Below are 25337 nucleotides of genomic sequence, written 5' to 3'. Positions count from 1 at the left end.
GCCTCAGTGCGGCATCCGCAACCGGCTTTCCGTCAACAGTCCGCTTTCATCGAGAATTGGATGCGCGACGGAAACGATATGGGCGTTGATGCGCTTCAGGTCGCGCAGGATGTCGAGATGCAGCGAACTCGTCTGCAGGCTATCGGTACGGCCGTCGCGCAGGCGCTCGAGATGACGCTCAGACGAGCGTTTCTCCATGTGGCGGACATCGACTTTCACCTCCATCAGGTGGCGGGCAAGATCGGCGTCGCGGGTGACGAAGATCGTCTGAGCAATGCGAAGGTTGTCGATGGTGAGATTAAACAGCGTCGTCAGTTCCTGATAGCCGTCCTCGGAGAATTTAAGACCATTTTCGATCTTCTTCCTGACCTCTTCCGTCAGGCCTTTTTCGATGATGTCGCCGATATGTTCGAGGTTGATCGCATAATCGATGATCACGATCGAGCGGCGGCCGTTGTCGTCGCTCAGGCCGCTGCGCCCAAGCCGTGACAGGTAGAGTTTGACTTCTTGCTGCAGCAGATCAACCTGTTTTTCCAGCTTTCCGATGTCCTGTAGCTGAACACGATCGTTGCTGTTGAACGCATTCATCGTCGAGATCAGCATCTTTTCGATCAGGTCGCCGACGCGCAGCACTTCCCGGGTTGCGCCGGAGAGAGCAATGACCGGCGTTGTCAGGGCGCGGTCGTCGAGATAGAGCGGCCCCGTCTCGGCCTTCGGCTCATCCGGAATGAGCCGAAGCATGGCGGCCGATAGCAGCGACGAGAAGGGCCAGGCAACGATGGCCAGCGCGACGTTGAAGATCAGGTGGATATCGACCGGCAGTTTTGCCGGCGATAGCGGCAGCGTCTGCAGGAAAGCGGCGGCAGGTGCTGCCACCGACAGCGCAATCAGGCAACCGATGGTGCGAACGACCAGATTGCCAGCCGTTACCCGCTTGGCCGAGGCGGAAGCCGACAGCGTCGCCATGACCGGCGGGATAGCACCACCCAGATTGGCGCCCAGCACGAGCGCGATCGTCAGACCGGATGACAGGATACCGGCGGCTGCGAGCGACAGGATGAGAACAACCACGGCAAGGCTGGAGGACGAGACGAAGGCAAGCGCGGCCGCGAAGATCATGGCGACGGGCCAGGCGCTGTCGAGCATGGTGAGGAAGCTGCCGAGCGCCGGCGACTGGCGCATCGGCTCCGTCGCCAGCCCGAGCAGATGCAGCGACAACAGCATCAGGCCGATACCGACCAGGGCTGTGCCTGCGCCCTGCTTCGCACTTGACCGCCCTGCCCGGTTGAGCATGACGCCGGCCAGAATGAGCAATGGCGACAGCCAGTCGATTCCGGTTGCGACGATCCAGGCGGTAACGGCTGTTCCGACATTTGCCCCGAGCAGCACGATTTGTGCCATGCGTGCACGAACCAGTCCCTTTTCCACAAAGGACGCAATCATCAGTGCAGTGGCGGTCGAGCTTTGAAGAGCGACGGTTGCGACGAACCCGCCCACAAACGAGCGCACCGGCCCGCTGGTACCCTGCGCCAATCCGGTCCGCAGCTTGATGCCGAAAGCGCGCGTCGCACCATCCTTGACCTGCGACAAGCCGAAGAGCAGCAACGCGACTGCTCCGAACAGATTGACCATGACGATGATGGATTCCATGTCTGCACTCCGGCTTTCCCGCCACGATTGCTGCGCATCAAGCGAGTCGGCATGTTCTGGCGCATTAATGCTAGCATTTTCGAGGGGTGATATGACCCGCTCCACCATCGATAGTGACAGATATTTTTAGATTGCCGGCTAACATTTCCGACATGTTTCGGCCTTCGAACGGCACGGCCGCGGACTGTGCTTGGCTCCCGTCTTGTAGACGTTGACGCGACATCACGAACAAATGTCCGCATGGCTGCCTCATATGCCGGCACCGCGCTGATTTCCTCGACTTTTTGCGCAGTTAAACCCTTCAATTCCGCTACGGATTGCTCTAAGGAACGACACCGGCTGCCATCCGGCGGTCCCGAAATTGCGACGAGGTATGCAGTCCCATGCTTGAATTCCTGAGAAAAGGCGCCCAGACTTGGGTTGTCAAAGGGCTCTTGGTCCTTCTTGTTCTTTCCTTCGGTGTCTGGGGTGTGTCCACGTCGCTTGTACCAGGTGCGGCCGACGCTGTTGTGACGGTCGGGGACGTAAAAGTCTCTCCGAGCGATTTCCGCCTTGCCTATGAGCGCCAGCTCGCCCAGCTTTCCCGGCAGTTTGGTACGCGGCTAAGCCGCGAACAGGCCAAGGCCTTCGGCGTCGAAGCCCAGGTCTACTCGCAGCTCGTCGCCGGCGCGACGCTCGACCAATTGTCCGAGAACATGAACCTCGGCCTGTCGCAGGACCGGCTCGCCTCGCTGATCAGCGAAGACCCAGCGTTCAAGGGTGTCAACGGCCAGTTCGACCGCGGGACCTTCTCCAGCGTGCTGCGCAATGCGGGTCTGCGGGAGCAGGATTACATCAACAATCGCAGCCAGGTTGCGGTGCGCTCGCAGATCGTCGAAGCGCTGTCGGACGGCTACACGCCGCCGAAGGTGCTTGGCGACGCCCTGCGCCTCTACCGTAACCAGACGCGTACGGTCGAATATCTGCTTCTGTCAAATGCCAATGTTGATCCGGTCAAGGCGCCGTCCGATGAAGTGTTGAAACCTTGGTTCGAAACACACAAGGCTGAATATCGTGCGCCGGAATTCCGCAAGATCAGCTATGTGAAGCTGGAACCAACCGATATCGCCGATCCGGCCTCGGTCACCGAAGACGAAGTGCGCGCCGATTACGACAAGCGCAAGAACAGCTTCAGCACGCCGGAAACGCGGACCGTCGAACAGCTTTCCTTCCCCTCGCGTGCAGAGGCTGACGCCGCGGCAGTCAAGCTTTCTACCGGCACGACCTTCGACGCTCTGGTCACCGCTTCCGGCAAGACGGCAAGCGATGTGCTGCTGGGTGATTTCACCCGCGACCGCATGCCTGATGCCAAGCTGGGCGACGCCGCTTTTGCGCTCGTGGCCGATGGTCAGACGACGCCGGTCATCGACGGCGCCTTCGGTGCTGTCATCCTGCGTGTCACCAACATCAAGCCGCAAACTGTTCGGGCCTATGATGAGGTCAAGGACGAACTGCGCAAGGAATTGGCACTGACCAATGCCTCCAACGAAATCATGGGTATCCATGACAAATTCGAGGATGCTCGCGTTTCCGGAGCCCCGATGAAGGAAGCTGCCGAACAGACTAACCTCAAGCTTATCGTCCTGAATGCGGTCGATGCACGCGGCAACGATACGAATGGCGATGAGATTGCCGGTATCCCCGAGGAAAAGACCCTGCTTGAGGAAGCCTTCAAGGCTGAAGTCGGCGGAGAAACACTGCCGGTCAACCTCGGCCGCGACGGTTACGTCTGGTTCGACGTCGATGAAGTGACACCGGCACGCGATCGCACGCTGGACGAAGCCCGCGAAAGGGTCGTCGCCGACTGGACGGCAGAGCAGCAGCGCAGCGAGCTTGCCGCAAAGGCCGTCGAGTTGAAGGGCCGGGTCGAAAAGGGCGAAACGCTCGCAGCCATTGCCACAGAACTTGGTATCGCCGTCGAAACCAAATCGGGACTGCGCCGGTCTGCGGAAGATGCGGCACTCAGCCCTGCGGCTGTGACCGCTGCCTTTGGCGGCGCTAATGGTGTGGTCGCCAATGCCACCGGTATTGCCGGCGAAGGCCAGATCCTGTTGAAGGTCACCGAAGTCGATGACGACAACCCCGGCGATGCACTCGACAATGACGATCGGCAGATCAATGCCATCGCCCAGGCCAGCGGCGACGACATTCTCGATCAGATGGTCAGTGAGTTGCAGAAGGGCTACGGTGTCACGATCAACCAGCAACTCGCCGAGCTCGCTCTGTCGCAGCAGCGGTAACGCAAAAGGGATCAGCATGCCGGACTTGAAGCCTTTCGTCGCCAAGGCCGCTGCGGGTGAAGCGCTTAACCGCGACGATGCCCGTGCTGCCTTCGAAATCATCATGTCCGGCGAGGCGACCCCTTCGCAGATCGGCGGCTTCTTGATGGCGCTGCGCGTGCGCGGCGAGACCGTCGATGAGATCGTCGGCGCCGTCGGCGCCATGCGGGCCCGTATGTTGACGGTTGAAGCACCGGCCGATGCTATCGACATCGTTGGAACGGGCGGTGACGGTGCTGGAACCTACAACATCTCGACGCTGGCGGCGCTGATTGTCGCTGGTGCCGGTGTCCCTGTCGCCAAGCATGGCAACCGGGCGCTCAGCTCCAAGTCCGGAACCGCCGATGCGCTATCCTGCCTTGGCGTCAAACTCGACATCGGCCCCGATACCATTGCGCGCTGCATTTCAGAAGCGGGTCTCGGCTTCATGTTCGCCCAGCAGCACCATGCGGCGATGCGCCATGTCGGCCCGACCCGCGTCGAGCTGGGAACAAGGACGATCTTCAACCTGCTTGGGCCGCTGTCGAACCCGGCTGGCGTGACACAGCAGCTTGTTGGCGTCTATTCGCCGCATTGGGTGGTACCTGTCGCCGAAGTGTTGCGCGATCTCGGCTCGAAAAGCGTCTGGGTTGTGCATGGCGAGGGACTGGACGAGATTACCACGACCGGCGTCACACAGGTGGCGGCAGTCGAAAACGGTGCTATCCGCACATTTCAACTGACACCGTCCGATTTTGGCTTGGAAACGGTTCGGCTTGCCGACCTCAAGGGCGGCGATGGCGCACATAATGCCGTGGCACTCAAGGGCGTTCTTCAGGGCGATGCAACACCCTATCGCGATATCTCCCTTGCCAATGCCGCCGCCTCGCTGGTGATAGCAGGACGCGCCGGCGATCTGCGCGAGGGTATGACGCTTGCCCGCCAGTCGCTGACAAGCGGCGCTGCCGATGCGACGCTTGAGCGGCTCATCCGCGTTTCGAACGCGGCATAAGGAGAAACTCCATGGCCGATATTCTGCAGAAGATAGAGATCTACAAGCGCGAAGAAATCGCCGCAGCAAAATCACGCGTCAGCGTCGCAGACCTGAAAGCGATGGCTGCCAGGCAAGAAGCGCCGCGTGGATTTCTTAACGCACTGAAGGCCAAGCAAGTGGAAGGCCGTTTCGGCCTTATTGCCGAAATCAAGAAGGCCAGCCCGTCCAAGGGATTGATCCGCCCGGATTTCGATCCCCCGCTCTTGGCGAAGGCCTATGAAATCGGCGGCGCTGCCTGCCTGTCCGTCTTGACCGATGGGCCGAGTTTTCAGGGCGCGCCGGAGTTCCTGACGGCAGCGCGCAATGCCTGTTCGCTTCCGGCCCTGCGCAAGGATTTCATGTTCGAGACCTATCAGGTTCACGAGGCCCGGGCCTGGGGTGCGGACTGCATTCTTCTGATCATGGCGTCGCTCAATGACAGCGATGCACAGAGGCTCGAGGATGAGGCGTTCTCGCTCGGCATGGACGTTCTCGTCGAAGTGCATGATGAGGAAGAGCTGGAGCGGGCCCTGAAACTGAGTTCGCCGCTGCTTGGCATCAACAACCGCAATCTGAAGACTTTTGAGGTCGATATCGCGCTTTCGGAAAAGCTGGCACCGCTGGTTCCGGCCGGCCGGTTGCTTGTCGGCGAAAGCGGCATCTTCAGCCATGAGGACTGCGTCCGGCTGGCCAAGAGCAGCATTTCGACTTTTCTCGTCGGCGAAAGCCTGATGCGCAAGGACGATGTGACTGCGGCGACCCGCTCTCTTCTGACCGGTTCCGCCACCATCCTGGCCGCCGAATAATGAGCACGCCCTCCCTCACCCATGTCGGCGCCGATGGCCAGGCCCATATGGTCGATGTCGCAGATAAGCCGGAGACTGTACGCATTGCGGTTGCCGAGGGTTTTGTGCGGATGCGGCCGGAGACGCTCGATCTCATTCTCAAGGGCAATGCCAAGAAGGGCGACGTCCTTGCCACCGCGCGGCTCGCCGGCATCATGGCAGCAAAGCAGACGGCCAACCTCATCCCGCTCTGCCACCCGCTGATGCTGTCGAAAGTCTCCGTGGAGATCACCGCCGATGAGACATTGCCCGGACTGAGGGTCGAGGCGATGGCCAAGCTGACCGGCCGCACGGGCGTCGAGATGGAAGCACTAACCGCTGCCAGCGTCGCCTGCCTGACGATCTACGACATGGCCAAGGCAGCCGATCGTGAGATGGAGATCGGCGGTATCCGGCTTGCCCAGAAATCGGGCGGCCGGTCCGGCGACTATGTGCGCCAGGAAAGTCAGGACTGATGGCATTGCTCCCGGTTTCAGATGCGCTCGACCGGTTGCTGAAAATCTCGGTGCCGGCAACCCGCTTGGAAATGATTGGCCTGCACGAGGCGATGGGACGCGTTCTGGCGAACGATGTCACTGCTCTCGTCACCCATCCCGCCTTCGATAATTCGGCGATGGACGGCTATGCCGGATGCCACGAAGATTTTGCCAACATTGGTACGGAACTTGTCGTCATTGGCGAATCGGCGGCTGGGCGTGGTTTCTCCGGTCATGTCGGCCGAGGTGAGGTTGTGCGCATCTTTACCGGTGCACCGGTTCCTGCCGGCGCGGATACGGTCCTGATCCAGGAAGACGCGGAAAAACTGGCGGACAGCCGGATCCGCACCACGTTTGCTTTGGAAAAAGGCCGTCATATCCGGCGCAAAGGACAGGATTTCGCCATCGGGGATATCGTATTGCGCGCAGGCGACGTGCTTGACGCTGGCCGATTGACGGTGGCGGCAGCCATGAACCATCCGCAACTGCCGGTCTTGGTGCGCCCGAAGATGGCCATCCTTGCCACCGGCGATGAATTGCTGCCGCCCGGCAGCGTGCCGGGCCCCGACCAGATCATTGCCTCTAACACCTATGGCGTCGCGGCGATCGCGCGGGACAATGGAGCCGAAGTCATCGATCTGGGGATCGTGCGCGACGACAAGGCGGCCATTGCAGCCGCAGTGTCCACGGCGCGGGCCGCCGGCGCAGATGTCCTGGTGACGCTTGGCGGTGCCTCCGTCGGCGATCATGACCTCGTCCAATCGACGCTGGTCGAAAGCGGCATGGTGCTCGACTTCTGGCAAATTGCCATGCGCCCCGGAAAACCGCTGATGGTGGGATCGCTTGAAGGTATGACGGTGCTTGGCCTGCCCGGAAACCCGGTTTCCAGCCTGGTCTGCGCGCTGCTATTTTTGGAGCCGCTGCTGCGCCACCTCGGCTCCCTGCCCCGGCGCGATCGCAGCGGCCAGGCAAAAACCGTGACCGCTCTTCCCGCCAACGACAAGCGCCAGGACTATGTTCGCGCCCGGTTGACCCGAGGCGATGATGGCGTTTTGCATGCAGAAACGTTCTCGCGCCAGGATTCCTCCATGATGAAGGTCTTTGCCCAGTCCGATTGCCTGATCATCCGGCCGCCGCATGCGCCGGCGGTGGATGCGGGCGCAACATGCGATGTCATGATTCTGCGGTAAACAGCGCTCTAACTGATCGTTCCCCCTTCCAAAAAACCAATACAGGCCTATTTCACGTCGGGAAAAGGCAGCCCTTGTTGGAAGGAAATGAAGTTGAATCGCAATGCGCTCTATATGCTGATCGGAGGTCTCGTCGTTCTGGTCGTGGGATTGGGCATCTATGTCTACGACAAGGAATCCAAGCCTGACGGCGTGGAAGTGAAAATCGGCGAAGGCGGCATTTCGATCGAAGAAAACTGAGCTGACGGCCTCGTGTTGCATTAACTATTTATTAACCAAAACAGCCGAATAATGCATGCAGTTGACCTGACTACGGATGTACTAGCAGGCCAAACACCAAACGAGTTGACAAAAGGTCGGGTTTTCCCGGCCTTATTGTTTTTCAGCTGAATCGTCAGGTATCAGTGCGCGGCGCGCGAGACGAGGATCTTGTCGATGCGGCGGCCATCCATGTCGATGACTTCGAAACGGTATCCATAAGCTTCCGTGACGTCACCCTCCTCCGGGTTCTTGCGCAACTGCTGCACCAGAAAGCCGGAGATGGTTTCGTAATTGCCGTCAGAATCAATTTCGTCGATGCCGATGGTCAGATGGATTTCATCGATCGGCGTGCGTCCATCGACCAGATACGATCCATCGTCACGCTGGCGAATCAGTGCGTGCTCGATGTCGTCATAGTTTGACGGCAGAACACCAACGATGGCTTCCAGGATGTCGGCGATGGTGATGATGCCTTCGATACTGCCGTACTCATCAACGATCATCGCCATGTTGATATGCGATGCCTTGAAGGCCTCAAGCGCTTTCAGGCAGGACGCGGTCTCCGGCAAGGTATGGATATCCTTGACGAAGTTTCTGATCTGGAAGCCGGATTTCGCCGGCGCATTCAAAATTTCTTTGACCTGCACCGCGCCAAGCACTTCGCCGGTCGCATCCATGACCGGATAGCGAGAATGAGCGGTTTGCTCAACCTTGGCACGGATGGTGTCCAGCGTGTCGTTGACGTCGATGAAGCTGACTTCGGTGCGATGGGTCATGATCGATTTGACGTTGCGGTCGCCGAGCCGGATGATTCGCCGCAGCATCTCATGCTCCGACTTCTCGATCGCGCCGCTTTCGACGCCTTCTGCCATTATCGCCTGCACTTCCTCTTCGGTCACATGGTCGCTGTCGCTGGAAACACCGAAAGCCCGCATGAAAAGCGATGCCGACATCTCGAACAGATAGACGACAGGGGCCGCCAGCCTTGAGAGAACCGACATCGGGCCGGCGACGAACATCGCCACGCCCTCGGAGTTCTTCAGTGCCAGTTGCTTCGGAATAAGCTCGCCGATCACCACGGAGAGATAGGTGATGAGCGTTACGACCAGTGCTACGGCAACTGTGCTGCCGTAGGGATTGATCCAGCTGATCGTGTCGAGCGTCGGCGCCAGCTTGTCGGCGATAGTGGCGCCACCATAGGCGCCAGCAAGCGTGCCGACGAGGGTGATGCCGACCTGAACAGTGGACAGAAATTTACCCGGATCCTCGGCCAGCCGTAACGCCAGTTCGGCGCGGCTGTTGCCCTGTTTTGCCATCTGCCGCAGCAGTGGCCGGCTTGCCGACACAATTGCCATTTCCGAAAGCGCGAAAAACGCATTGATCAATAGAAGAACGAAAATAACAATCAGTTCGGACATAACCCTCGGACACCGTTGATGGAGATACACGCGCCGGAGGCGGCGCATGTCAGATTCAGTTCTATCAAATAGGCGGAAGATGCAGTCGCAGCAAGGCAGCAACTGCCGAATTGCGGCTGTTTTGGCGGTGGTCCTGCTTTATCGAGGACCAAATGCACTGGTAATTTCGGTCATGCCACAAAACCAGCGGTGGCAGTCACCGGGTCGGGGCCTTCACGTCGGTAAGTTCCTTGAGAGCCACCCGAACGCGCTCGCGCCCGACGCGGATGACATTCTCCATCGCCGCCCTTGCTCCCGCCTCATCACGCCGGCTGATCTGCTCGACGATCTTGATATGCGAACGCGACACCTCGTCAATGCCTTCGCGGCCAGATGCGGGCGAACTCAGCTTGAAGATGCTGACCAGTGCTGCCTCGATCAGGCTACCGACAGTGCGCATGAACGGGTTTCCCGAAGCCTCGACGACCGCCAGATGAAACCGCAGATCGGCCATGGCCAGCGTTTCAGCTGTGTGTTCGGGATCGCCCATTGCAACCGCCAGCCGCATCATGCCGCTAATCTCGGCTTCCGTCGCATTGACGGCGGCAAGGGCTGCGGAGTGAGGTTCGAACGCCAGGCGTACTTCGCTGAGATGATAGAGGAATTCCTCATCGACACCACGATGGAAATGCCATGTCAAAACATCACCGTCGAACAGGTTCCATTGGTTTTTCGCCGTCACCCGGGTACCGATGCGGGCTCGTGGTACAATCAGCCCCTTGGCCGCCAGCGTCTTCATCGCCTCGCGCAAGACCGTGCGCGATACCTTGAAACGCATCACCAGTTCCGGGTCACCAGGCAAAATGGAGCCCACGGGAAAATCACCCGACACAATGGCCTTGCCCAGTTCGTCAACCACCTGCGCGTGGCTCGTACGCGTTCGCGCACCGGTCAAGACGGTTTCGAGCAGTCCCTTACGCAAGCAAATCCCCCCTCAGGAATACCTCTTGTTTTGCCGCGACAAAAACAGGATAGCCTTTTGCATCAGAATAAACGTAAACAACAAAGCACCGATCAGAATTTTCGTCCACCAACTCGACAGAGAACCGTCAAAGGTGATGTAGGTCTGGATCAGCCCCTGAATCAAGACGCCGACGAGTGTCCCCCCAACAAACCCGGCGCCGCCTGTCAGAAGCGTTCCTCCGATCACCACGGCGGCAATCGCATCCAGTTCGACACCCACGGTTGCGAGCGAATAACCTGCCGAGGTGTATAGGGAATAAACGATTCCCGAAAGCCCGGCGAGAAAACCGGAAAGACCATAGATCATCATTGTCGTGCGGCCGACCGGAACGCCCATCAAGGCGGATGTCTGGCCACCACCGCCGAGTGCATAGACATTGGTGCCGAAGCGGGTGCGCTGGGCAATGAGGATGCCGGCTGCGAAGACCAGAAGCATCAGTCCGCCGATCAGCGTGATGCGGCCACCGCCCGGCAGCTTGTAGTAAAATGTCTTCATCGTCGCGTAAAACGGATGCTTTATTGGGATGGAATCGATCGACAAAACAAAGGCCATGCCACGGGCGAGGAACATGCCGGCCAGTGTCACGATGAAGGCCGGCATTTCAAGATAGTGGATGATCGCCCCCATGATCGCGCCGAACGCGGTGGTGATCATAAGCACAAGCACGAAAGCTGCGAGCGGGTGGATGCCGGTATTTTGCATCAGGACAGCCAGGAATATGCCGGTGAAGGCGATGACCGATCCGATCGACAGGTCGATGCCGCCCGACAGGATGACGAATGTCATGCCGACCGCAGCGATGCCGAGAAAGGCGTTGTCGGTCAAAAGGTTGCCGATCACCCGGGTCGACAGGATGTTCGGATACTGCACGGCACACGCCGCATAGGAAACGACGAAGATCACGATGGTGGCAATCAGTGGGAGATATTTCTGGTTCATCGGACGGACTGCTCTGCGGTCTCTCTACGGACGGATTTTCGGCTGAGGAACGTCAATCCGGCCTGCACCCGCGGCGACTGGATGACGAGGATGATGACAATGATCGCAGCCTTGATGATCAGGTTGAATTCCGGCGGAAAGCCCGACGACAGGATGCCGGTATTGACCGCCTGGATGATCATCGCTCCGATCAGCGAGGCGACGATGCTGAACCGGCCACCGAGCAGCGACGTGCCGCCGACGACGACAGCGAGAATGGCATCAAGCTCCAGCCAGAGACCGGCATTGTTGGCATCGGCGCCCCTGATGTCAGCCGTGACGATCAGTCCGGCGATGGCCGCACACAAGCCCGATAGCATATAAGCCGCCATCAGCAGCAGAGGCGTCTGTATCCCCGACAGCGTGCTGGCGCGGCGGTTGATGCCGACGGCCTCGATCAACATGCCGAGCGCAGTGCGCCGCACGACCAACGCAACGGCGATGCCGAATGCAAGCCAGATGATCACCGGCATCGGCAGCCCAAGGAAAGAGCCGCTGCCGATGAAGATCAGGCCAGGATCGTTGAAGGTCAGGATCGCCCCTTCCGTCACCAGTTGAGCGATGCCGCGCCCGGCCACCATCAGCACCAGCGTGGCGATAATCGGCTGAATATTCAGAATAGACACCAGAAAACCATTCCAAACACCGCAGATCAGGCCGGTTCCGACCGCCAGCAGGAGGGTCAAGATCAGTGGATCGCCGCGCACGCTGGATGCGGCGGCAACAGCGCCGCAGATGGCCATGACCGCACCGACCGAGAGATCGATACCTTTGGTGGCAATCACAACCGTCATGCCGACGGCCAGAAGAGCGACCGGCGCACCGCGATTGAGAATATCGACCAGGCTGCCATAGAGCCGTCCGTTCTGGATTTCGATCGAGAAAAAGTCCGGAAAGACCAGCCGGATCAGCACCAGGATCATCGCCAGCGCGATAAACTGCGGAAGCAGGCGCCGGGCGAGGCGTTTTGCGTTGTCGATCATTGTGCGCCTCCTGCAGCCGTTGCCGCAGCAATGGCAGTGACGATATGTTCGGTGGTGATCTCGCTACCGGTCAGTTCTGCAACATGGGTGCGATCCCGCAGGACGATGATCCTCGAACTGTAAGCCACGAGTTCCTCAAGCTCGGAGGAAATGACGATCAGCGACATGCCCTGCGCGCAGAGTTCACCGATCAGGCGGATGATTTCGGCATGGGCGCCGACATCGATGCCGCGTGTGGGTTCGTCGAGAATGAGGAATTGCGGATTGATCGCCAGCCAGCGCGCCAGAATGGCTTTCTGCTGATTGCCACCGGACAAGAGCCGAATCGGCTTTTCCCGGTCGCTGGTGCGGATGTCCAAAGCCTTGATGTAGCGATCGGCCAAGGCGTTCTGTTCGTATGCCGACAGTGGCCTTGCCCAGCCGCGCCGCGCCTGCAAGGCCAGAGCGATGTTTTCGCGCACCGACAGTTCGCCGATGATGCCGTCCAGCTTGCGATCCTCGGGGCAAAACCCGAAACCCTCGGCGATTGCGGCACGCGGCGATGACAGATTGGCGGTCTTGCCGCCGATATCGGCGCTGCCGCTATCGGCCTTGTGCACGCCAAACATCAACTCAGCAGTTTCGGTGCGCCCGGAGCCGAGAAGTCCGGCAATGCCGACGACCTCACCCTTGCGGACGTCCAGATCGAACGGCTTGATCTTGCCGGTCTTGCCATATTTTGAAAATCGGAAATGAACGGGGCCACTTCCGGATTCTGCCCCGCCTGCTACCCTTTCGGCGGACTGGAGTTCGTGGCCAAGCATCATGGTCACGAGTTCGCGGAGCGGCAGCGACGCTGTATCACGCGTGCCGACCAGCTGTCCGTTGCGCAGGACGGTGATGCGGTCTGAGAGATCGTAGACCTGCTCGAGAAAATGCGTGATGAAGACGATGCCCAGTCCCCTCGCCTTCAGGTCGCGAACGATGCGAAACAGCATCTCCACTTCCTGCGCATCGAGGCTGGCGGTCGGTTCATCAAGGATCAGCACCTTGCCGGAGAGATCGACAGCACGGGCAATGGCCACCACCTGCTGGATGGCGACGGAATAGCTTTCCAGTGCTGCGGAGACATCGATGTCGATGCCATATTGCGCCAGCAACGCGTTGGCCCGCCTCTTCATTTCTCCGTTCTGGATGAGACCGAAGCGGCGAGGCTGGCGCCCGAGAAAAAGGTTTTCCGCAACGCTCAGATTTCCAAGCAGGTTGACCTCCTGGTAGACAGTGCCAATCCCGAGCTTCTGGGCGTTGAGTGTATCGCGCGGATCGATCTCAGCGCTATCGAGCGTCAACGAACCGGCGTCACGGCGGTAGGCACCCGTCATGCATTTGATCAGCGTCGATTTTCCGGCGCCGTTTTCCCCCAGCAGCGCATGCACTTCGCCGCGCCGCAGCGAGAAATCGACCTTGTTGAGGGCGATGGCACCCGGAAAGGTTTTCACGATCCCGGCGGCGACAAGAACATCGTTTGAGCTGTTTTGCATGAAACCGATACTTCAATGAAACTAGGTCAGCCGTAGCTTACGGATTTCCGCCGATCATGTCAGCATCCGCCGCGGAGGCACGGCTACAACCGTGGGAAAAGAGGATTTGCCGACATCGCCTTGCTGTCGATGACTGCGGTCAGAAGACAACAGGCGCGACCTTCGGGCGATGCCGGCAATCGATCAGTAGCCGAGGCCCTTCTTTTCTTCGTAGACCTTCTGCGGATCGTCAGCCTGGGTATAGAGCTTCGATTCCGTCTGGATCCACTTGGCAGGCTTGGTGCCGTCCTTCAGGAACGCGTCGAGTGCGTCGAGTGCCGGACCGGCCATGTTCGGGGTCAGTTCGACAGTGGCGTTTGCTTCGCCGGCTGCCATCGCCTGGAAGATATCCGGAACGGCGTCGATCGAGACGACGAGGATATCCGTGCCCGGTTTCAGGCCGGCTTCCTTGATCGCCTGGATGGCGCCGACGGCCATGTCGTCATTATGGGCATAAAGCGCGCAGATATTCTTGCCGCCGTCTTCCGCCTTCAGGAAGCTTTCCATGACTTCCTTGCCCTTGGTGCGGGTGAAGTCGCCAGTCTGGCTGCGGATGATCTTCAGGTTGTCGTGGCCCTTCAGTGCCTCCTCGAAACCCTTCTTGCGGTCGATAGCCGGCGAAGAGCCTGTGGTGCCCTGCAGTTCGACGACATTGCATTGTTTGCCACCGACCGTGTCGACCAGGAACTTGCCGGCAACATTGCCTTCGTGAACGAGGTCGGACGTGACAGCCGTCAGGTAGAGGTCCTTAGACGAATCGACCGTACGATCGAGAAGAATGACCGGAATTTCGGCATCCTTGGCTTCCGTCAGGACTTCATCCCAGCCGGTCGCGACAACCGGGGCGATCAAGATGGCATCAACGCCCTGGGCAATGAAGGACCGTAGTGCCTTGATCTGATTTTCCTGTTTCTGCTGGGCATCGGCAAATTTCAGGTCGATGCCGCGCTTTTCAGCCTGTTGCTTGGTCAATGTGGTTTCAGCCGCGCGCCAGCCGGATTCGGAGCCGATCTGCGAAAAGCCGATCGTCAGGTCGGCGGCAGAGGCCGAACCGAACATGCAGGCAGCCAGAACCGTGGCACAGCTCAGTGCAGTCTTGATTTTCATGATTTCCTCCCAAAAAGCTGCTCCTCAGCAGCCCAATCAAAAAATCATACTATATGATTTATGTAAACAGCTTTTGAGCGTCCTCGGCAAATTTCCATGAGCCGGAATCAAAAAAGGGCGACCTTGCGGCCACCCTTCCTGATTGCACCATCGAATGCCGAACTTATTTTGGCAGCTTGTCGTCAACGCCTTCGACGTAGAAATTCATGCCGAGCAGCGTGCCGTCATCCGAGGATGCACCGGCTGCGAGCCATTCAGAGCCGTCCTGCTTCTTCAGCGGGCCGGTGAAAGGCTTCAGCTCACCCGATTCGATCTTCTTCTGGGTCGCTTCCGCCAGAGCCTTCACGTCATCCGGCATGTTGGTGTATGGCGCCATGGTCAGGATGCCGTCCTTCAGGCCGTCCCAGCTCGACGATGTCTCCCACTTGCCATCCAGAAACAGCTGGGTGCGCTTGATGTAATAGGCGCCCCAGGTATCGACGATAGCCGTCAGCTGCGTTTCCGGGCCGGCCTTGATCATGTCGGATGCCTGGCCGAAGGCCTTGATGCCGCGCTCGGCAGCAACCTGCATCGGCGCCGTCGTGTCGGTGTGCTGCGTCAACACATCGACGCCCTGGTCGATCAGCGCCTTGGCGGCATCGGCTTCCTTGCCTGGGTCGAACCAGGTGTTTGCCCATACGACCTTGATCTTGAAGTCAGGGTTGATCGAACGCGCGCCGGTGACGAAGGCATTGATGCCCATCACCACTTCCGGGATCGGGAAGGACGCGATGTAGCCGGCGACGCCCTTCTGCGAGATTTTCGCGGCGATCTGACCCTGGATATAACGGCCTTCGTAGAAGCGGCTGTTGTAAGTCGCAAGGTTCGGGGCCGACTTGTAGCCGGTCGCATGCTCGAACTTCACGTCGGGGAATTTTGCGGCAACCTTGACGGTCGCGTCCATGAAGCCGAAAGAGGTGGTGTAGATCAGTCCGCAGCCCGAACGGGCCAGACGCTCGATGGCGCGCTCGGCATCCGGACCTTCCGGAACGTTTTCGAGGAACTGGGTTTCGATCTTGTCGCCCAGCGCCTTTTCAAGCTCCAAACGGCCGATGTCATGCGCCTGCGTCCAGCCACCGTCAGTTTTCGAGCCGACATAGACGAAGCAGACCTTGGCCTTATCGGCGGCGTAGGCGCCGGCGGAAAAGCCGATGACTGCTGCGGTCGTGGCGAGTGCGAAAAGTAATTTTTTCATGTTGACCCCTGTAGGTTTGGTTTGCGTTGTTGTTCTTGTTATCTGTCCGGCACAAAGGACTTGCCAAGCGATGCCGGCGTATTGATCAACGTCGTGCGTCGATTGTGCGAGATGAGAATGAGTACGATAATTGTCGCCAGATAGGGAAGAGCAGAAAGAAACTGCGAGGGAATGTCGATGCCGCGCGCCTGGACATAGAGCTGGCTGATCGATACGGCGCCGAACAGATAGCCGCCTGCAATAATCCGCCAAGGCCGCCAGGAGGCAAACACTACCAGCGCCAGCGCAATCCAGCCCCGCCCGGCCGACATGTTCTCCGCCCATTGCGGCGTGTAAACCAGAGACAGCTGCGCCCCTGCCAGCCCGGCGCAGGCGCCACCGAACATCACGGCCAGATAACGGGTGCGAATGACGTTGATGCCGAGCGCATGCGCCGAGGCATGGCTGTCACCAACGGAGCGGAGCTTCAGACCGGCGCGGCTTTTGAACAGAAACCAGTTCACGCCGGCGACCAGCGCGATCGACAGATAGAAAATGAGATCCTGCTTGAATAGAACAGCGCCCAGAAATGGAATATCCGACAGGACCGGAAAGACGATCTGCGGCAGCTTGATGCCGGATTGTCCGAGATAGGGCTCGGCGATCATGCTGGAAACGCCAAGCCCGAGGATGGTCAGAGCCAGTCCGGTCGCTACCTGATTGGCAACGAGCGTCAACGTCAGAAAGCCGAACAGCAGCGAAAACAATGCCCCCGATGCGATGCCGGCGAGAATGCCGATATAGGGCGACCCGGTTAATTGCGTGGCGATGAAGGCGCAAGCGGCCCCCATGATGATCATGCCCTCGACGCCGAGGTTGAGAACGCCGGAACGCTCGGTGATGAGTTCGCCGATTGCCGCCAGAACAAGCGGTGTTGCCGCCGTAATGACCGTCAGAAGGATGGCTTCATAGATACCCATCAGCGCGCACCATCGCCGGTCGTGTCGTTCAGATCGTACCACATCATCCGGATCTTATAGTGGATGAGCGTGTCGCAGGAGAGCACGAAGAACAGCAGAAGCCCTTGGAAAACCCGTATCGGCTTGTCGGAAATCTGCAGCGACACCTGCACCGCCTCACCGCCGAGATAGGTCAGTGCCAGCACGAGCCCGGCAACGACGATCCCCAGCGGATTGAGCCGCCCGAGAAAGGCGACGATGATGGCGGTGAAACCATAACCGGGCGAAATGACCGGGCGCAGCTGCTGGATCGCACCGCTGACCTCGGCAATGCCGGCAAGTCCCGCCAGCGCACCGGATAGCAGCATGGAAAACCAGATCATCTTGCGCGACGAAAAACCGGCGAAACGCCCTGCCCGCTGGGACTGGCCAAGGACGGTAATCTCGAAGCCCTTCAGCGTATAGCGCATCATGAACCAAATCAGGATCGCCGCGATGATCGCAAACCCGAAGCCCCAATGCGCCCGTCCCGACGCGATCATTTCCGGCAGGATGGCCGTTGCGTCGAAGGTGCGGGTTTCCGGAAAATTCATGCCGCCCGGATTGCGCCAGGGTCCTCGCACCAGCCAGTCGAGAAACAGCTGCGCGACATAGACCAGCATCAGGCTGGTGAGGATTTCGTTGGTATTCAGATGCGCCTTGAGCAAGGCCGGAATACCGGCAAACAGCGCGCCACCCACCATGCCGAGCAGCATCATCAGCGGCAGAACCAGCGGCGATTGCCATTCGTAGAACACCACCGGCAGGATCGATCCGGCGATCGCCCCCATGATGAACTGGCCTTCGGCGCCGATATTCCAGTTGTTCGAGCGATAGCAGACCGACAGGCCGACGGCGATGAGAATGAGCGGCGCTGCCTTGATCGCCAGTTCATGCAGCGACCAGACTTCCGTCAACGGCTCGATGAAGAAGCTGTAAAGCGCTGCGAACGGATCCTTGCCGAGCATCATGAACATGATGCCGCCGAAGAACAGCGTCAGACCGAGCGCGATGAACGGCGACAGGATGGAAAACAGTTTGGAGACGTCCGGGCGCCGTTCCAGTTCAATGCGCATGCGCCGTCTCCGCAGTCTCGGTCTTGCCATACATGCCGCCCATCAACAGTCCGATTTTTTCACGCGAAAGGTCCGAGGCCGGATAGATATCGGAAAGCCTGCCTTCGCTGATCACGGCGATTTCGGTTGCGACCTCAAAAATCTCATCTAGGTCCTGGCTGATGACCAGAACGGCAGACCCGGATTTGGCGAGATCGACCAGCGCTTGGCGGATGCGGCTGGCGGCGCCGGCATCGACACCCCAGGTGGGCTGGTTGACGATCAGCACCGTCGGCTGGCGGTCGAGTTCACGCCCGACAATGAATTTCTGCAGATTTCCGCCCGACAAAGAGCCGGCAGGCGGGTTCTCGCCGCTCTTGCGCACGTCCATTGCCGCAGAAATACGCTTTGCCGCCATCTTCACCGCATCCTGTCGGATCAGCCCGAGCGGGCCGCCGCCGAGAAAGGCGCGCCGGTCCGATTGGCTGCGGGCAAGGATGAGATTGTCGGAGAGCGACAGCGCCGAAACGGCGGCATGGCCGTGGCGTTCTTCGGGCACAAAACCCGCGCCCATCAGCCGGCGGGCATTGATGCCGCGGGTACCAACCGGCTTGTCGGATATCAGAATGACATCGTCGCTGGCGACCGGATATTCGCCGGACAAGGCATCAAACAATTCACCCTGCCCATTGCCCGCGACGCCGGCGATTGCCAGAACTTCACCGGCATGCACCTTGAGACAGATATTCTTGAGAGAAACGGCGAAGGGCGTTCTGGCTGTGGCAGACAGATGGCGGGCCTCAAGCTTGATCGCGCCCTTGGTATTCGTACCTTCGGCGCTGACATGCGCAACATCGCTGCCGACCATCATACGGGCCAGCGACGACGGGGTCTCCTGGCGCGGGTCACAGGCGCCGGTCACCTTGCCGTGGCGAAGGACAGTGGCGCGGTCGCAGATGCGCTGCACCTCTTCCAGCCGATGGCTGATATAAAGAACGGAACGCCCCTCGGCTTTCAACTTGTTCAATGTTTCAAACAGCCGGTCCGCCTCCTGCGGCGTCAGCACCGAGGTCGGCTCGTCGAGAATGATCAGCTTCGGATTTTGCAGCAGTGCGCGGACGATTTCGATACGCTGGCGCTCGCCGACGGAAAGATCGGCCACATGCGCATGCGGATCGAGCGGAAGGCCATAGGCATGCGACAGGTCGGACGCCTCCTTGGCGATCCTTGCCAGCGACACGCCCGGATCCATCGACAGGGCAATGTTTTCAGCGACTGTCAGGGCCTCGAACAGCGAAAAATGCTGAAACACCATGCCGATGCCGAGCTTGCGCGCGGCACTGGGGCTGGCGATGCGCACCGGCTGTCCCTGCCAGACGATCTGGCCGCTGGTCGGAGCGAGAACGCCGAACAGCATCTTGACCAGCGTCGACTTACCGGCGCCGTTTTCGCCGAGAAGCGCATGGATTTCGCCCGGCCTGATATCGAGATTGATTCCGTTACAGGCAGCGAATGTGCCGAACAGTTTTGTCAGTTGGCCAACAGCCAGCAATAGACTGTTGGCGGGTTGTCCCTCAGCCGACACGCCGCCCCTCTTTTCTCATTCTCTGCTGCCTTGGCTGCCTCTCCGGCTTGTCTCAAGAAATCAGCAATGTTGTTCCGCTCGTTTTTCTTGCTTCCAGATCTGCGTGCGCCTGACCTGCATTGGCAAGCGCATACGTCTGGTTGATATTGATACGCACTTTGTTGCTTTGCACAACATCAAACAGGGAGTTTGCACACGCCTCGAGTGCCGGCCGCGTCGAAACATAGCTGAACAAGGTCGGCCGCGTGGCAAACAGCGAGCCCTTCTGCGCCAGAATTCCGATGTTGACGCCCTCGACCGGACCCGACGAATTGCCGAAGCTAACCCAGAGTCCGCGCGGCTTGATGCAGTCGAGCGAGGCCGGATAGGTGTCCTTGCCGACCGAATCATAGACCACATCAACGCCCTTGCCGCCCGTGATCTCCTTGACCGCGCTGACAAAATCATCGGTGCGGTAGTTGATGACGTGGTCATAGCCATGGGCAAGCGCCAGGTCGATCTTGTCCTGCGACCCTGCGGTTCCGATGACGGTCGCTCCGAGCGCCTTGGCCCATTGGCCGGCGATCAGGCCGACGCCACCGGCGGCTGCGTGAAACAGAAGCGTGGTTTCAGGACCGACCTTGAAGGTCTGGTTGAGCAGGTATTGCGCTGTCATACCCTTCAGCATCATCGCCGCTGCGGTTTCCAGTGTGATATCGTCCGGCACCTTCACCAGCTGCGAGATCTCGATATTGCGCTCGCTCGCATAGGCCCCGTCGGACGACGCATAGGCCACCCGGTCGCCGACTGCGAAGCTGCTGACATTATCACCGACCGCCGTGACGATGCCGGCCCCCTCTTTGCCCGGAATGAAGGGAAGCCCTTCAGCCGACTTGTAGAGACCGGTGCGGAAGTAGACGTCGATGAAGTTCACGCCGACCGCGACCTGGCGGATCTGCACTTCGCCGGGTCCCGGCGCCGAAAGCGTGACCCCTTCGATTTTGAGAACATCCGGTCCGCCAAGCGTCCGCACCATGATGGCCTGTGCCATGAAACCTCCTCAACCCCGTCCAAGCCGGGGAAATATCTGCAAGACGAAACCGATGACATAGAGATAGATGCCGGTACCGACGACACCGGCCACGACCCAGGCGGGCGTGTCGAAATGCAACAGCAGCGCATAGCCGCTGAGCACCGACCAGACAGTAAAGACAGCCAGGTTGAGTGGCCTCAGACGCTTGACGCGCACCGGATGCAGGAAGCTGATCGGCATGAAGGTCAGAACGACCGAGACGGCCACGACGATCGAGGCCGCCAGTTCGCTGGCATCGATGACGAACAGCGTGAAAACCACCATGTTCCAGACGACCGGGAAACCGGAGAAGAAATACTCGTCCGTCTTCATGCCCATGTCGGCATAATAGATCGCACTCGACATGACGATGGCGCCGGCGGCAAAAAACGACCACGGTTCGCCGATCATGCCGCTCTGATAGAGCGCAAAGGCCGGAAGCAGCACATAGGTGACGTAATCGATGACGTTGTCGAGCGTATCGCCGGACCAGTTGGGCAGGACTTCCTTGACCCGGACCTTGCGGGCGATCGGACCATCGATCCCGTCTACGGCGAGCGCCAGGCCCAGCCACCAGAACATATCGACGAATCGGTGTTCGGCTGCGGCGACCACGCCCAAAAAGGCCAGAAACGCGCCGGATGCGGTGAGAATATGAACGGAAAATGCGCGAATTTCCGCGTAGGGCACGCGCTTGTAGTTAAAAAACTTCATCGGCAGACGCACCCTGTCCTTACTCTGCGCTTTCCTTGGAAGCATGCTGAACCGGCTGTTTCAACGGCCACACTCCCGTCCCCGCATTGTCCAACGGGTGTTGGCGGTAATATGCACCGTTTGAGTTTGGCTGCCAGCAAAAATCACCTGATGCCGCAAAAGCATGGCAATCAGCTGTGGACGCCACTGGCATCTGCGCCATTTCACCCCATTTCATTCGCAGCCGCCGACGGTTAAGATTAAGACCTCAACAGATACATGCACGGGAAGCGGACGCCATGGAGCACTTTGAAATCGCAGTCGTCGGTGCAGGGCTGGCCGGATCTCTGGCTGCGCTGGCGTTCGCCGACACGGGCCGCAGCGTCGCGCTGATCGCGCCGGCGGCGGGAAAAGCCGATGGACGAACCACGGCGCTGATGGATCAATCGCTTGGGCTTGTGCGCAACCTTGGCATCTGGCAGGCGATTGCCCCATTGGCGGCGCCGCTTTCCGGCATGCGAATCATCGACGGGACGAACCGTCTGCTGCGTGCGCCGACCGTGACCTTTCATGCCGCTGAAGTCGGACTGGAGGCTTTCGGATACAATATTCCCAATGCGCCCTTTCTGGCCCTGCTGGACAAGGAAGCCGAGAAACGGCCGTCGCTTATGCGTATCGTCGCGAGCCTGACACAGGTCGAATTCGAACCTGAACGCACCATCCTGACGCTCGATGATGGCCGCAGCGTCACCGCAAGCCTCGTGATTGGGGCCGACGGCCGTAAATCCGGTGTACGGGCATCAGCCGGGATCGAAGTCAGGAATTGGTCCTATCCGCAAAGCGCACTTGTTCTCAACTTTTCCCATCAGGTGGCCCACCAGAACATCTCGACGGAATTCCACACGCCACACGGGCCCTTCACCCAGGTGCCGCTGCCCGGCGGCTTGCGATCCAGCCTTGTCTGGGTTCAGAAGCCTGAGGATACCGAAGCAACGTTGGCGCTTGCGCCTGACGCTCTGGCCTTGGCGGTGGAGCAGCGCATGCAGTCGATGCTGGGGAAAGTCACCATCGAAGGCGCACCCCAGTCGTTTCCGCTGTCCGGCATGGCCGCCAAATCCTTCGGCAAGGGCCGGGCGATCCTGATCGGCGAAGCCGCCCACGCCTTCCCGCCGATCGGCGCACAGGGGCTCAACCTCAGCCTGCGCGACATTATGGCCGCCATATCCCTGCTTGGGTCCGCGCCTATCCCCGATGATTTTGGCGCGCGCTACGACCGAAAGCGGCGGGCGGATATTTTCAGCCGCACCGTCAGCGTCGATCTGCTCAATCGCTCCCTGTTGTCCGATTTCCTGCCGGTGCAGATGCTGCGTGCCGCCGGACTGCAGGCCTTGGCCAGCGTCGCGCCGCTGCGCAATCTGATGATGCGCGAGGGGATCAATCCCGGCAGCGCCCTGCAATCCCTGCGCAGTACCTTACGGGAAAAGATCGGCCGGAAGAGCGCCTGAGCTGATCAGGTAGAGCAGCATCGTCACCGTCGCCACCGAGAAAACGGTGGTGATCAGGATCGTTGCCGAGGCCCGCTCCTGCCAGACGCCATATTGCTGGCCGATGACAAAGACGTTGGTCGCCGTCGGTAATGCAGCCAGAAGCACGGCCGTCTGCACCCAGACCGGCTCGAAATTGCCGGCGAGCCCCATCACCAGATACATCAGAACCGGGTGCAGGATCAGCTTTGCCGGCACGATATAGGCGATCTCGGCAGGAATGCGTTTCAGCGGCCGCAGCGCCAGCGTCACGCCCATGGCAAACAGGGCGCAGGGAGCGGCTGCCTGCGCCAGATAATCGATCAGCCTCTGCACCGGCACCGGCGGCTGGAATGAGAAATATGCGGCGATTACGCCGGCGATCGTCGACAGGATGAATGGGTGCAGCAGGATTTTCCTGGCGATCGCGAGTGCAAGCCGTCCGGGTGAGCTCTTCTCGTCACCAGCCAGCGCCATCATGGCCGGCGCGACCATGAAATGCAGAACGTTCTCGAAGCAGAAGATCAGGGCAACCGGTACTGCTGCCGGCTCTCCGAATGCCAGGAGCGCCAGTCCCGGCCCCATGTAACCGATATTGCCATAGGCGCCTGCCAGCCCTTGCACCGTCGATTCGGCCAGCGAATTTCGGCGCATCCAGTAACCAACGCCAAAAACCAGCGCGAAGACGGTATAGGTGGCACCGATCGAGGAAAGGACGAAGTCGAAACGGGTAAGCTGCTCGATCGGCGTCTTGGAGACCAGCTTGAAGAACAAAGCCGGCAGCGCCAGGTAGATGATGAAGATATTGAGCCAGCCCATGGCATCGCTGGCGCCCTCGGCGGCCGGATTGCGGACGAGCTTCGCCGCCAGATAGCCGACGAAGATCAGGCCGAAGAACGGCAGTACCAAACCGGCTATTTCTGCCATCGCTTTGAAACCTCTGTTTGAGGTTCGTGCTTAGCCGATTTGCATCAGGACTGGAAAGGTTTCCTGGAACCATATGGCCATCGCGCTGATGAAGCCGAAAACGAAGGCAAGGCCGGCGAGAATCAGGAAACCCCCCATCAGCTTTTCCACCAGACCAAGATGGCGGCGGAAGCGCGACAGGAATTTCATGAAAGCACCGGAGAACCCGGCGGCAATCCAGAACGGAATGGCCAGCCCCAGCGAATAGACAGCCAACAGCATGGCTCCGTCCGTCACCGTATCACGCGCAGCCGCAACACCGAGAATGGTGCCGAGCACCGGACCGATGCAGGGCGTCCAGCCAAACGCAAAGGCAAGGCCCATGATATAGGCGCCCGACAGCGTCGCCGGCTTGCCATTTCCTTGGAAACGCGCCTCGCGCCCGAGGATGCCGATCCGGAACACGCCGAGGAAATGCAGGCCCATGACGATGATGACGATCCCGCCGATGCGCGACAAGATGTCGATATGCTGGCGCAGCACAAGGCCGATGCTGGATGCCCCAGCCCCAAGCGCCACGAACACGGTGGCAAAGCCGAGCGTGAACAGGAAGGCGGCACCAAACACCGCACGCCGGGTGCCGGTGGAGGCGACCTGCGTTTCGCCACCGCGAAACTGATCCACCGATATGCCCGCCATGTAACAGAGATAGGGCGGCACCAGCGGCAGAACGCAGGGCGAAAGAAAGGAGAGTGCGCCCGCCAGAACGGCGGTCCAGATGGAAATATCAGCGATGGACACCAGGTTAAAACTCCAGCCTGCAACAAGCCCGGCCGTCTTAGCGCCGAAGCCGGTGCCAAACCAATCACCTTTTGGCGATCTCATTGGAAAACATCGTTTTTGCACTTTTGCCTGTTTTTTGGGTTGACCAAAACAAGCCCACTGTGCATATGTCCGCCCACTTCCGCCGGACATAACAGACCGGTCCTGGGAGAGCGTAGCTCAGTCGGTAGAGCAACTGACTTTTAATCAGTAGGTCCAGGGTTCGAATCCCTGCGCTCTCACCATAATCGCAAAGAAAAGAACATCTTACCGGCTCCCAGATTCCATCGGCAGCACCATTTTCGTGCGCGGCGCCTGCTGTACAGCTGCTCGCACTTAAGTGCGCTTCACGTCAACCGGACAAAGACCTGAACCAGCGAGATAACGGACCAAAGGGCGAGAAGGCGTTCGGCGCCGATCGCATCGTATCCAGCATTTGTCAGACAGAAATATTTAATCCCGCCGCGCTCCCGGTAACGCAGATACCCCATACTTAGCGCCATCGGCAGAATTGGCATCTGGTCTTAATGCCAATCGATCTCGGATGCCGGCACATTTTCGGCGCCCGCATCGTAAAGTGTTCTGAGCAGATGGTTGAGGTCCTCAGCCATGACCGTGTTTTCCTTGCTTGAACAGTCACGATAACCGGCTTTGCTGCCTTTGAACATTCCACCATGGCACACTTCCATAC

Annotated in this window: 22 protein-coding genes and 1 tRNA gene; 8 read left to right on the top strand and 15 right to left on the bottom strand. The window is 59.6% G+C overall.

Features of this window, described 5'->3' with window-relative positions; all coding sequences use genetic code 11:
* Positions 1–3: 3 nt before the first annotated feature.
* The gene (locus ACP7E0_RS29530; protein WP_426130289.1) at positions 4–1650 is read right to left on the bottom strand and encodes a Na/Pi cotransporter family protein; all 1647 of its coding nucleotides are present in this window, start codon (positions 1648–1650) and stop codon (positions 4–6) included.
* A gap of 383 nt (positions 1651–2033) precedes the next feature.
* Here ACP7E0_RS29530 and ACP7E0_RS29525 point away from each other — a divergent pair, with 383 nt between their 5' ends.
* The 6 genes from ACP7E0_RS29525 to ACP7E0_RS29500 all read left to right on the top strand — a co-directional run bounded on the left by ACP7E0_RS29525 (position 2034) and on the right by ACP7E0_RS29500 (position 7731).
* Positions 2034–3929 (top strand): SurA N-terminal domain-containing protein, encoded by a 1896-nt coding sequence (locus ACP7E0_RS29525; RefSeq protein WP_426130287.1) that lies wholly within the window; start codon positions 2034–2036, stop codon positions 3927–3929.
* A gap of 16 nt (positions 3930–3945) precedes the next feature.
* Positions 3946–4959 carry an anthranilate phosphoribosyltransferase gene (gene trpD / locus ACP7E0_RS29520; protein WP_426130285.1) on the top strand — a complete coding sequence of 338 codons (1014 nt, stop codon included), beginning with the start codon at positions 3946–3948 and terminating at the stop codon, positions 4957–4959.
* An 11-nt stretch (positions 4960–4970) separates the two neighbouring features.
* Positions 4971–5786 carry an indole-3-glycerol phosphate synthase TrpC gene (trpC, locus tag ACP7E0_RS29515; protein ID WP_426130283.1) on the top strand — a complete coding sequence of 272 codons (816 nt, stop codon included), beginning with the start codon at positions 4971–4973 and terminating at the stop codon, positions 5784–5786.
* Positions 5786–6280, top strand: a complete 495-nt coding sequence (moaC, locus tag ACP7E0_RS29510; RefSeq protein ID WP_426130281.1) for a cyclic pyranopterin monophosphate synthase MoaC — start codon at positions 5786–5788, stop codon at positions 6278–6280. The genes trpC and moaC overlap by 1 nt, the downstream gene beginning before the upstream one ends.
* Positions 6280–7491 (top strand): gephyrin-like molybdotransferase Glp, encoded by a 1212-nt coding sequence (glp, locus tag ACP7E0_RS29505; protein WP_426130279.1) that lies wholly within the window; start codon positions 6280–6282, stop codon positions 7489–7491. The genes moaC and glp overlap by 1 nt, the downstream gene beginning before the upstream one ends.
* An 87-nt stretch (positions 7492–7578) precedes the next feature.
* Positions 7579–7731: a hypothetical protein gene (locus tag ACP7E0_RS29500; RefSeq protein WP_426130364.1), complete on the top strand. Its 153-nt coding sequence runs from the start codon at positions 7579–7581 to the stop codon at positions 7729–7731.
* Between the two features lie 161 nt (positions 7732–7892).
* Here ACP7E0_RS29500 and ACP7E0_RS29495 read toward each other — a convergent pair whose 3' ends face one another.
* The 12 genes from ACP7E0_RS29495 to pcsA form a co-directional block, all read right to left on the bottom strand.
* Entirely contained in the window at positions 7893–9170 is a 1278-nt protein-coding gene (locus ACP7E0_RS29495; protein WP_426130278.1) for a hemolysin family protein, read from the bottom strand.
* Positions 9171–9366: 196 nt separating this feature from the next.
* Positions 9367–10131, bottom strand: a complete 765-nt coding sequence (locus ACP7E0_RS29490) for a FadR/GntR family transcriptional regulator (RefSeq protein ID WP_426130276.1) — start codon at positions 10129–10131, stop codon at positions 9367–9369.
* Positions 10132–10143: 12 nt separating this feature from the next.
* The gene (gene yjfF, locus ACP7E0_RS29485) at positions 10144–11112 is read right to left on the bottom strand and encodes a galactofuranose ABC transporter, permease protein YjfF (RefSeq protein ID WP_426130274.1); all 969 of its coding nucleotides are present in this window, start codon (positions 11110–11112) and stop codon (positions 10144–10146) included.
* Positions 11109–12134, bottom strand: a complete 1026-nt coding sequence (locus ACP7E0_RS29480) for an ABC transporter permease (protein WP_426130273.1) — start codon at positions 12132–12134, stop codon at positions 11109–11111. Before ACP7E0_RS29480 ends, yjfF begins: the two co-directional genes overlap by 4 nt.
* Positions 12131–13654, bottom strand: coding sequence for a galactofuranose ABC transporter, ATP-binding protein YtfR (gene ytfR, locus ACP7E0_RS29475; RefSeq protein WP_426130271.1), 1524 nt, complete (start codon positions 13652–13654; stop codon positions 12131–12133). Before ytfR ends, ACP7E0_RS29480 begins: the two co-directional genes overlap by 4 nt.
* Positions 13655–13837: 183 nt before the next feature.
* Complete coding sequence (ytfQ, locus tag ACP7E0_RS29470) at positions 13838–14800, bottom strand: galactofuranose ABC transporter, galactofuranose-binding protein YtfQ (protein WP_426130269.1); 963 nt, start codon at positions 14798–14800, stop codon at positions 13838–13840.
* 163 nt (positions 14801–14963) lie between these two features.
* Positions 14964–16034 carry a BMP family ABC transporter substrate-binding protein gene (locus tag ACP7E0_RS29465; RefSeq protein ID WP_426130267.1) on the bottom strand — a complete coding sequence of 357 codons (1071 nt, stop codon included), beginning with the start codon at positions 16032–16034 and terminating at the stop codon, positions 14964–14966.
* A gap of 38 nt (positions 16035–16072) precedes the next feature.
* Positions 16073–16993 (bottom strand): ABC transporter permease, encoded by a 921-nt coding sequence (locus ACP7E0_RS29460; protein ID WP_426130266.1) that lies wholly within the window; start codon positions 16991–16993, stop codon positions 16073–16075.
* A complete protein-coding gene (locus ACP7E0_RS29455; RefSeq protein WP_426130264.1) occupies positions 16993–18087 on the bottom strand; it encodes an ABC transporter permease in 1095 nt (364 codons plus the stop codon). Before ACP7E0_RS29455 ends, ACP7E0_RS29460 begins: the two co-directional genes overlap by 1 nt.
* Positions 18077–19651 (bottom strand): ABC transporter ATP-binding protein, encoded by a 1575-nt coding sequence (locus ACP7E0_RS29450; RefSeq protein ID WP_426130263.1) that lies wholly within the window; start codon positions 19649–19651, stop codon positions 18077–18079. Before ACP7E0_RS29450 ends, ACP7E0_RS29455 begins: the two co-directional genes overlap by 11 nt.
* A gap of 52 nt (positions 19652–19703) precedes the next feature.
* A complete protein-coding gene (locus ACP7E0_RS29445) occupies positions 19704–20681 on the bottom strand; it encodes a quinone oxidoreductase family protein (RefSeq protein ID WP_426130261.1) in 978 nt (325 codons plus the stop codon).
* A 9-nt stretch (positions 20682–20690) separates the two neighbouring features.
* The gene (gene pcsA, locus ACP7E0_RS29440; RefSeq protein WP_426130260.1) at positions 20691–21416 is read right to left on the bottom strand and encodes a phosphatidylcholine synthase; all 726 of its coding nucleotides are present in this window, start codon (positions 21414–21416) and stop codon (positions 20691–20693) included.
* A 278-nt stretch (positions 21417–21694) separates the two neighbouring features.
* On the opposite strand from pcsA, the gene ACP7E0_RS29435 reads away from it, so the two are divergent.
* Positions 21695–22900 carry a UbiH/UbiF family hydroxylase gene (locus ACP7E0_RS29435; protein WP_426130258.1) on the top strand — a complete coding sequence of 402 codons (1206 nt, stop codon included), beginning with the start codon at positions 21695–21697 and terminating at the stop codon, positions 22898–22900.
* On the opposite strand, the gene ACP7E0_RS29430 is transcribed toward ACP7E0_RS29435, so the two are convergent.
* Both ACP7E0_RS29430 and ACP7E0_RS29425 read right to left on the bottom strand, forming a co-directional pair.
* Positions 22868–23845, bottom strand: a complete 978-nt coding sequence (locus ACP7E0_RS29430) for an AEC family transporter (protein ID WP_426130256.1) — start codon at positions 23843–23845, stop codon at positions 22868–22870. The genes ACP7E0_RS29435 and ACP7E0_RS29430 overlap by 33 nt on opposite strands.
* Before the next feature lie 30 nt (positions 23846–23875).
* Positions 23876–24625: a cytochrome c biogenesis CcdA family protein gene (locus tag ACP7E0_RS29425; RefSeq protein WP_426130360.1), complete on the bottom strand. Its 750-nt coding sequence runs from the start codon at positions 24623–24625 to the stop codon at positions 23876–23878.
* Between the two features lie 190 nt (positions 24626–24815).
* On the opposite strand from ACP7E0_RS29425, the gene ACP7E0_RS29420 reads away from it, so the two are divergent.
* Positions 24816–24891: transfer RNA gene (locus ACP7E0_RS29420), tRNA-Lys, on the top strand.
* The last annotated feature ends 446 nt before the right edge of the window (positions 24892–25337 follow it).

This window comes from Pararhizobium sp. PWRC1-1 (genome assembly GCF_049897905.1).
GTDB lineage: Bacteria > Pseudomonadota > Alphaproteobacteria > Rhizobiales > Rhizobiaceae > Pararhizobium.
This window is presented reverse-complemented; position numbering and strand designations above follow the sequence as displayed.

What these genes read in the sequence shown, in the direction of transcription:
- ACP7E0_RS29530 (WP_426130289.1), bottom strand. Translation starts at nt 1,650, where the DNA reads ATGGAATCCATCATCGTCATGGTCAATCTGTTCGGAGCAGTCGCGTTG.
- ACP7E0_RS29525 (WP_426130287.1), top strand. Translation starts at nt 2,034, where the DNA reads ATGCTTGAATTCCTGAGAAAAGGCGCCCAGACTTGGGTTGTCAAAGGG.
- trpD (WP_426130285.1), top strand. Translation starts at nt 3,946, where the DNA reads ATGCCGGACTTGAAGCCTTTCGTCGCCAAGGCCGCTGCGGGTGAAGCG.
- trpC (WP_426130283.1), top strand. Translation starts at nt 4,971, where the DNA reads ATGGCCGATATTCTGCAGAAGATAGAGATCTACAAGCGCGAAGAAATC.
- moaC (WP_426130281.1), top strand. Translation starts at nt 5,786, where the DNA reads ATGAGCACGCCCTCCCTCACCCATGTCGGCGCCGATGGCCAGGCCCAT.
- glp (WP_426130279.1), top strand. Translation starts at nt 6,280, where the DNA reads ATGGCATTGCTCCCGGTTTCAGATGCGCTCGACCGGTTGCTGAAAATC.
- ACP7E0_RS29500 (WP_426130364.1), top strand. Translation starts at nt 7,579, where the DNA reads ATGAAGTTGAATCGCAATGCGCTCTATATGCTGATCGGAGGTCTCGTC.
- ACP7E0_RS29495 (WP_426130278.1), bottom strand. Translation starts at nt 9,170, where the DNA reads ATGTCCGAACTGATTGTTATTTTCGTTCTTCTATTGATCAATGCGTTT.
- yjfF (WP_426130274.1), bottom strand. Translation starts at nt 11,112, where the DNA reads ATGAACCAGAAATATCTCCCACTGATTGCCACCATCGTGATCTTCGTC.
- ACP7E0_RS29480 (WP_426130273.1), bottom strand. Translation starts at nt 12,134, where the DNA reads ATGATCGACAACGCAAAACGCCTCGCCCGGCGCCTGCTTCCGCAGTTT.
- ytfR (WP_426130271.1), bottom strand. Translation starts at nt 13,654, where the DNA reads ATGCAAAACAGCTCAAACGATGTTCTTGTCGCCGCCGGGATCGTGAAA.
- ytfQ (WP_426130269.1), bottom strand. Translation starts at nt 14,800, where the DNA reads ATGAAAATCAAGACTGCACTGAGCTGTGCCACGGTTCTGGCTGCCTGC.
- ACP7E0_RS29465 (WP_426130267.1), bottom strand. Translation starts at nt 16,034, where the DNA reads ATGAAAAAATTACTTTTCGCACTCGCCACGACCGCAGCAGTCATCGGC.
- ACP7E0_RS29460 (WP_426130266.1), bottom strand. Translation starts at nt 16,993, where the DNA reads ATGGGTATCTATGAAGCCATCCTTCTGACGGTCATTACGGCGGCAACA.
- ACP7E0_RS29455 (WP_426130264.1), bottom strand. Translation starts at nt 18,087, where the DNA reads ATGCGCATTGAACTGGAACGGCGCCCGGACGTCTCCAAACTGTTTTCC.
- ACP7E0_RS29445 (WP_426130261.1), bottom strand. Translation starts at nt 20,681, where the DNA reads ATGGCACAGGCCATCATGGTGCGGACGCTTGGCGGACCGGATGTTCTC.
- pcsA (WP_426130260.1), bottom strand. Translation starts at nt 21,416, where the DNA reads ATGAAGTTTTTTAACTACAAGCGCGTGCCCTACGCGGAAATTCGCGCA.
- ACP7E0_RS29435 (WP_426130258.1), top strand. Translation starts at nt 21,695, where the DNA reads ATGGAGCACTTTGAAATCGCAGTCGTCGGTGCAGGGCTGGCCGGATCT.
- ACP7E0_RS29430 (WP_426130256.1), bottom strand. Translation starts at nt 23,845, where the DNA reads ATGGCAGAAATAGCCGGTTTGGTACTGCCGTTCTTCGGCCTGATCTTC.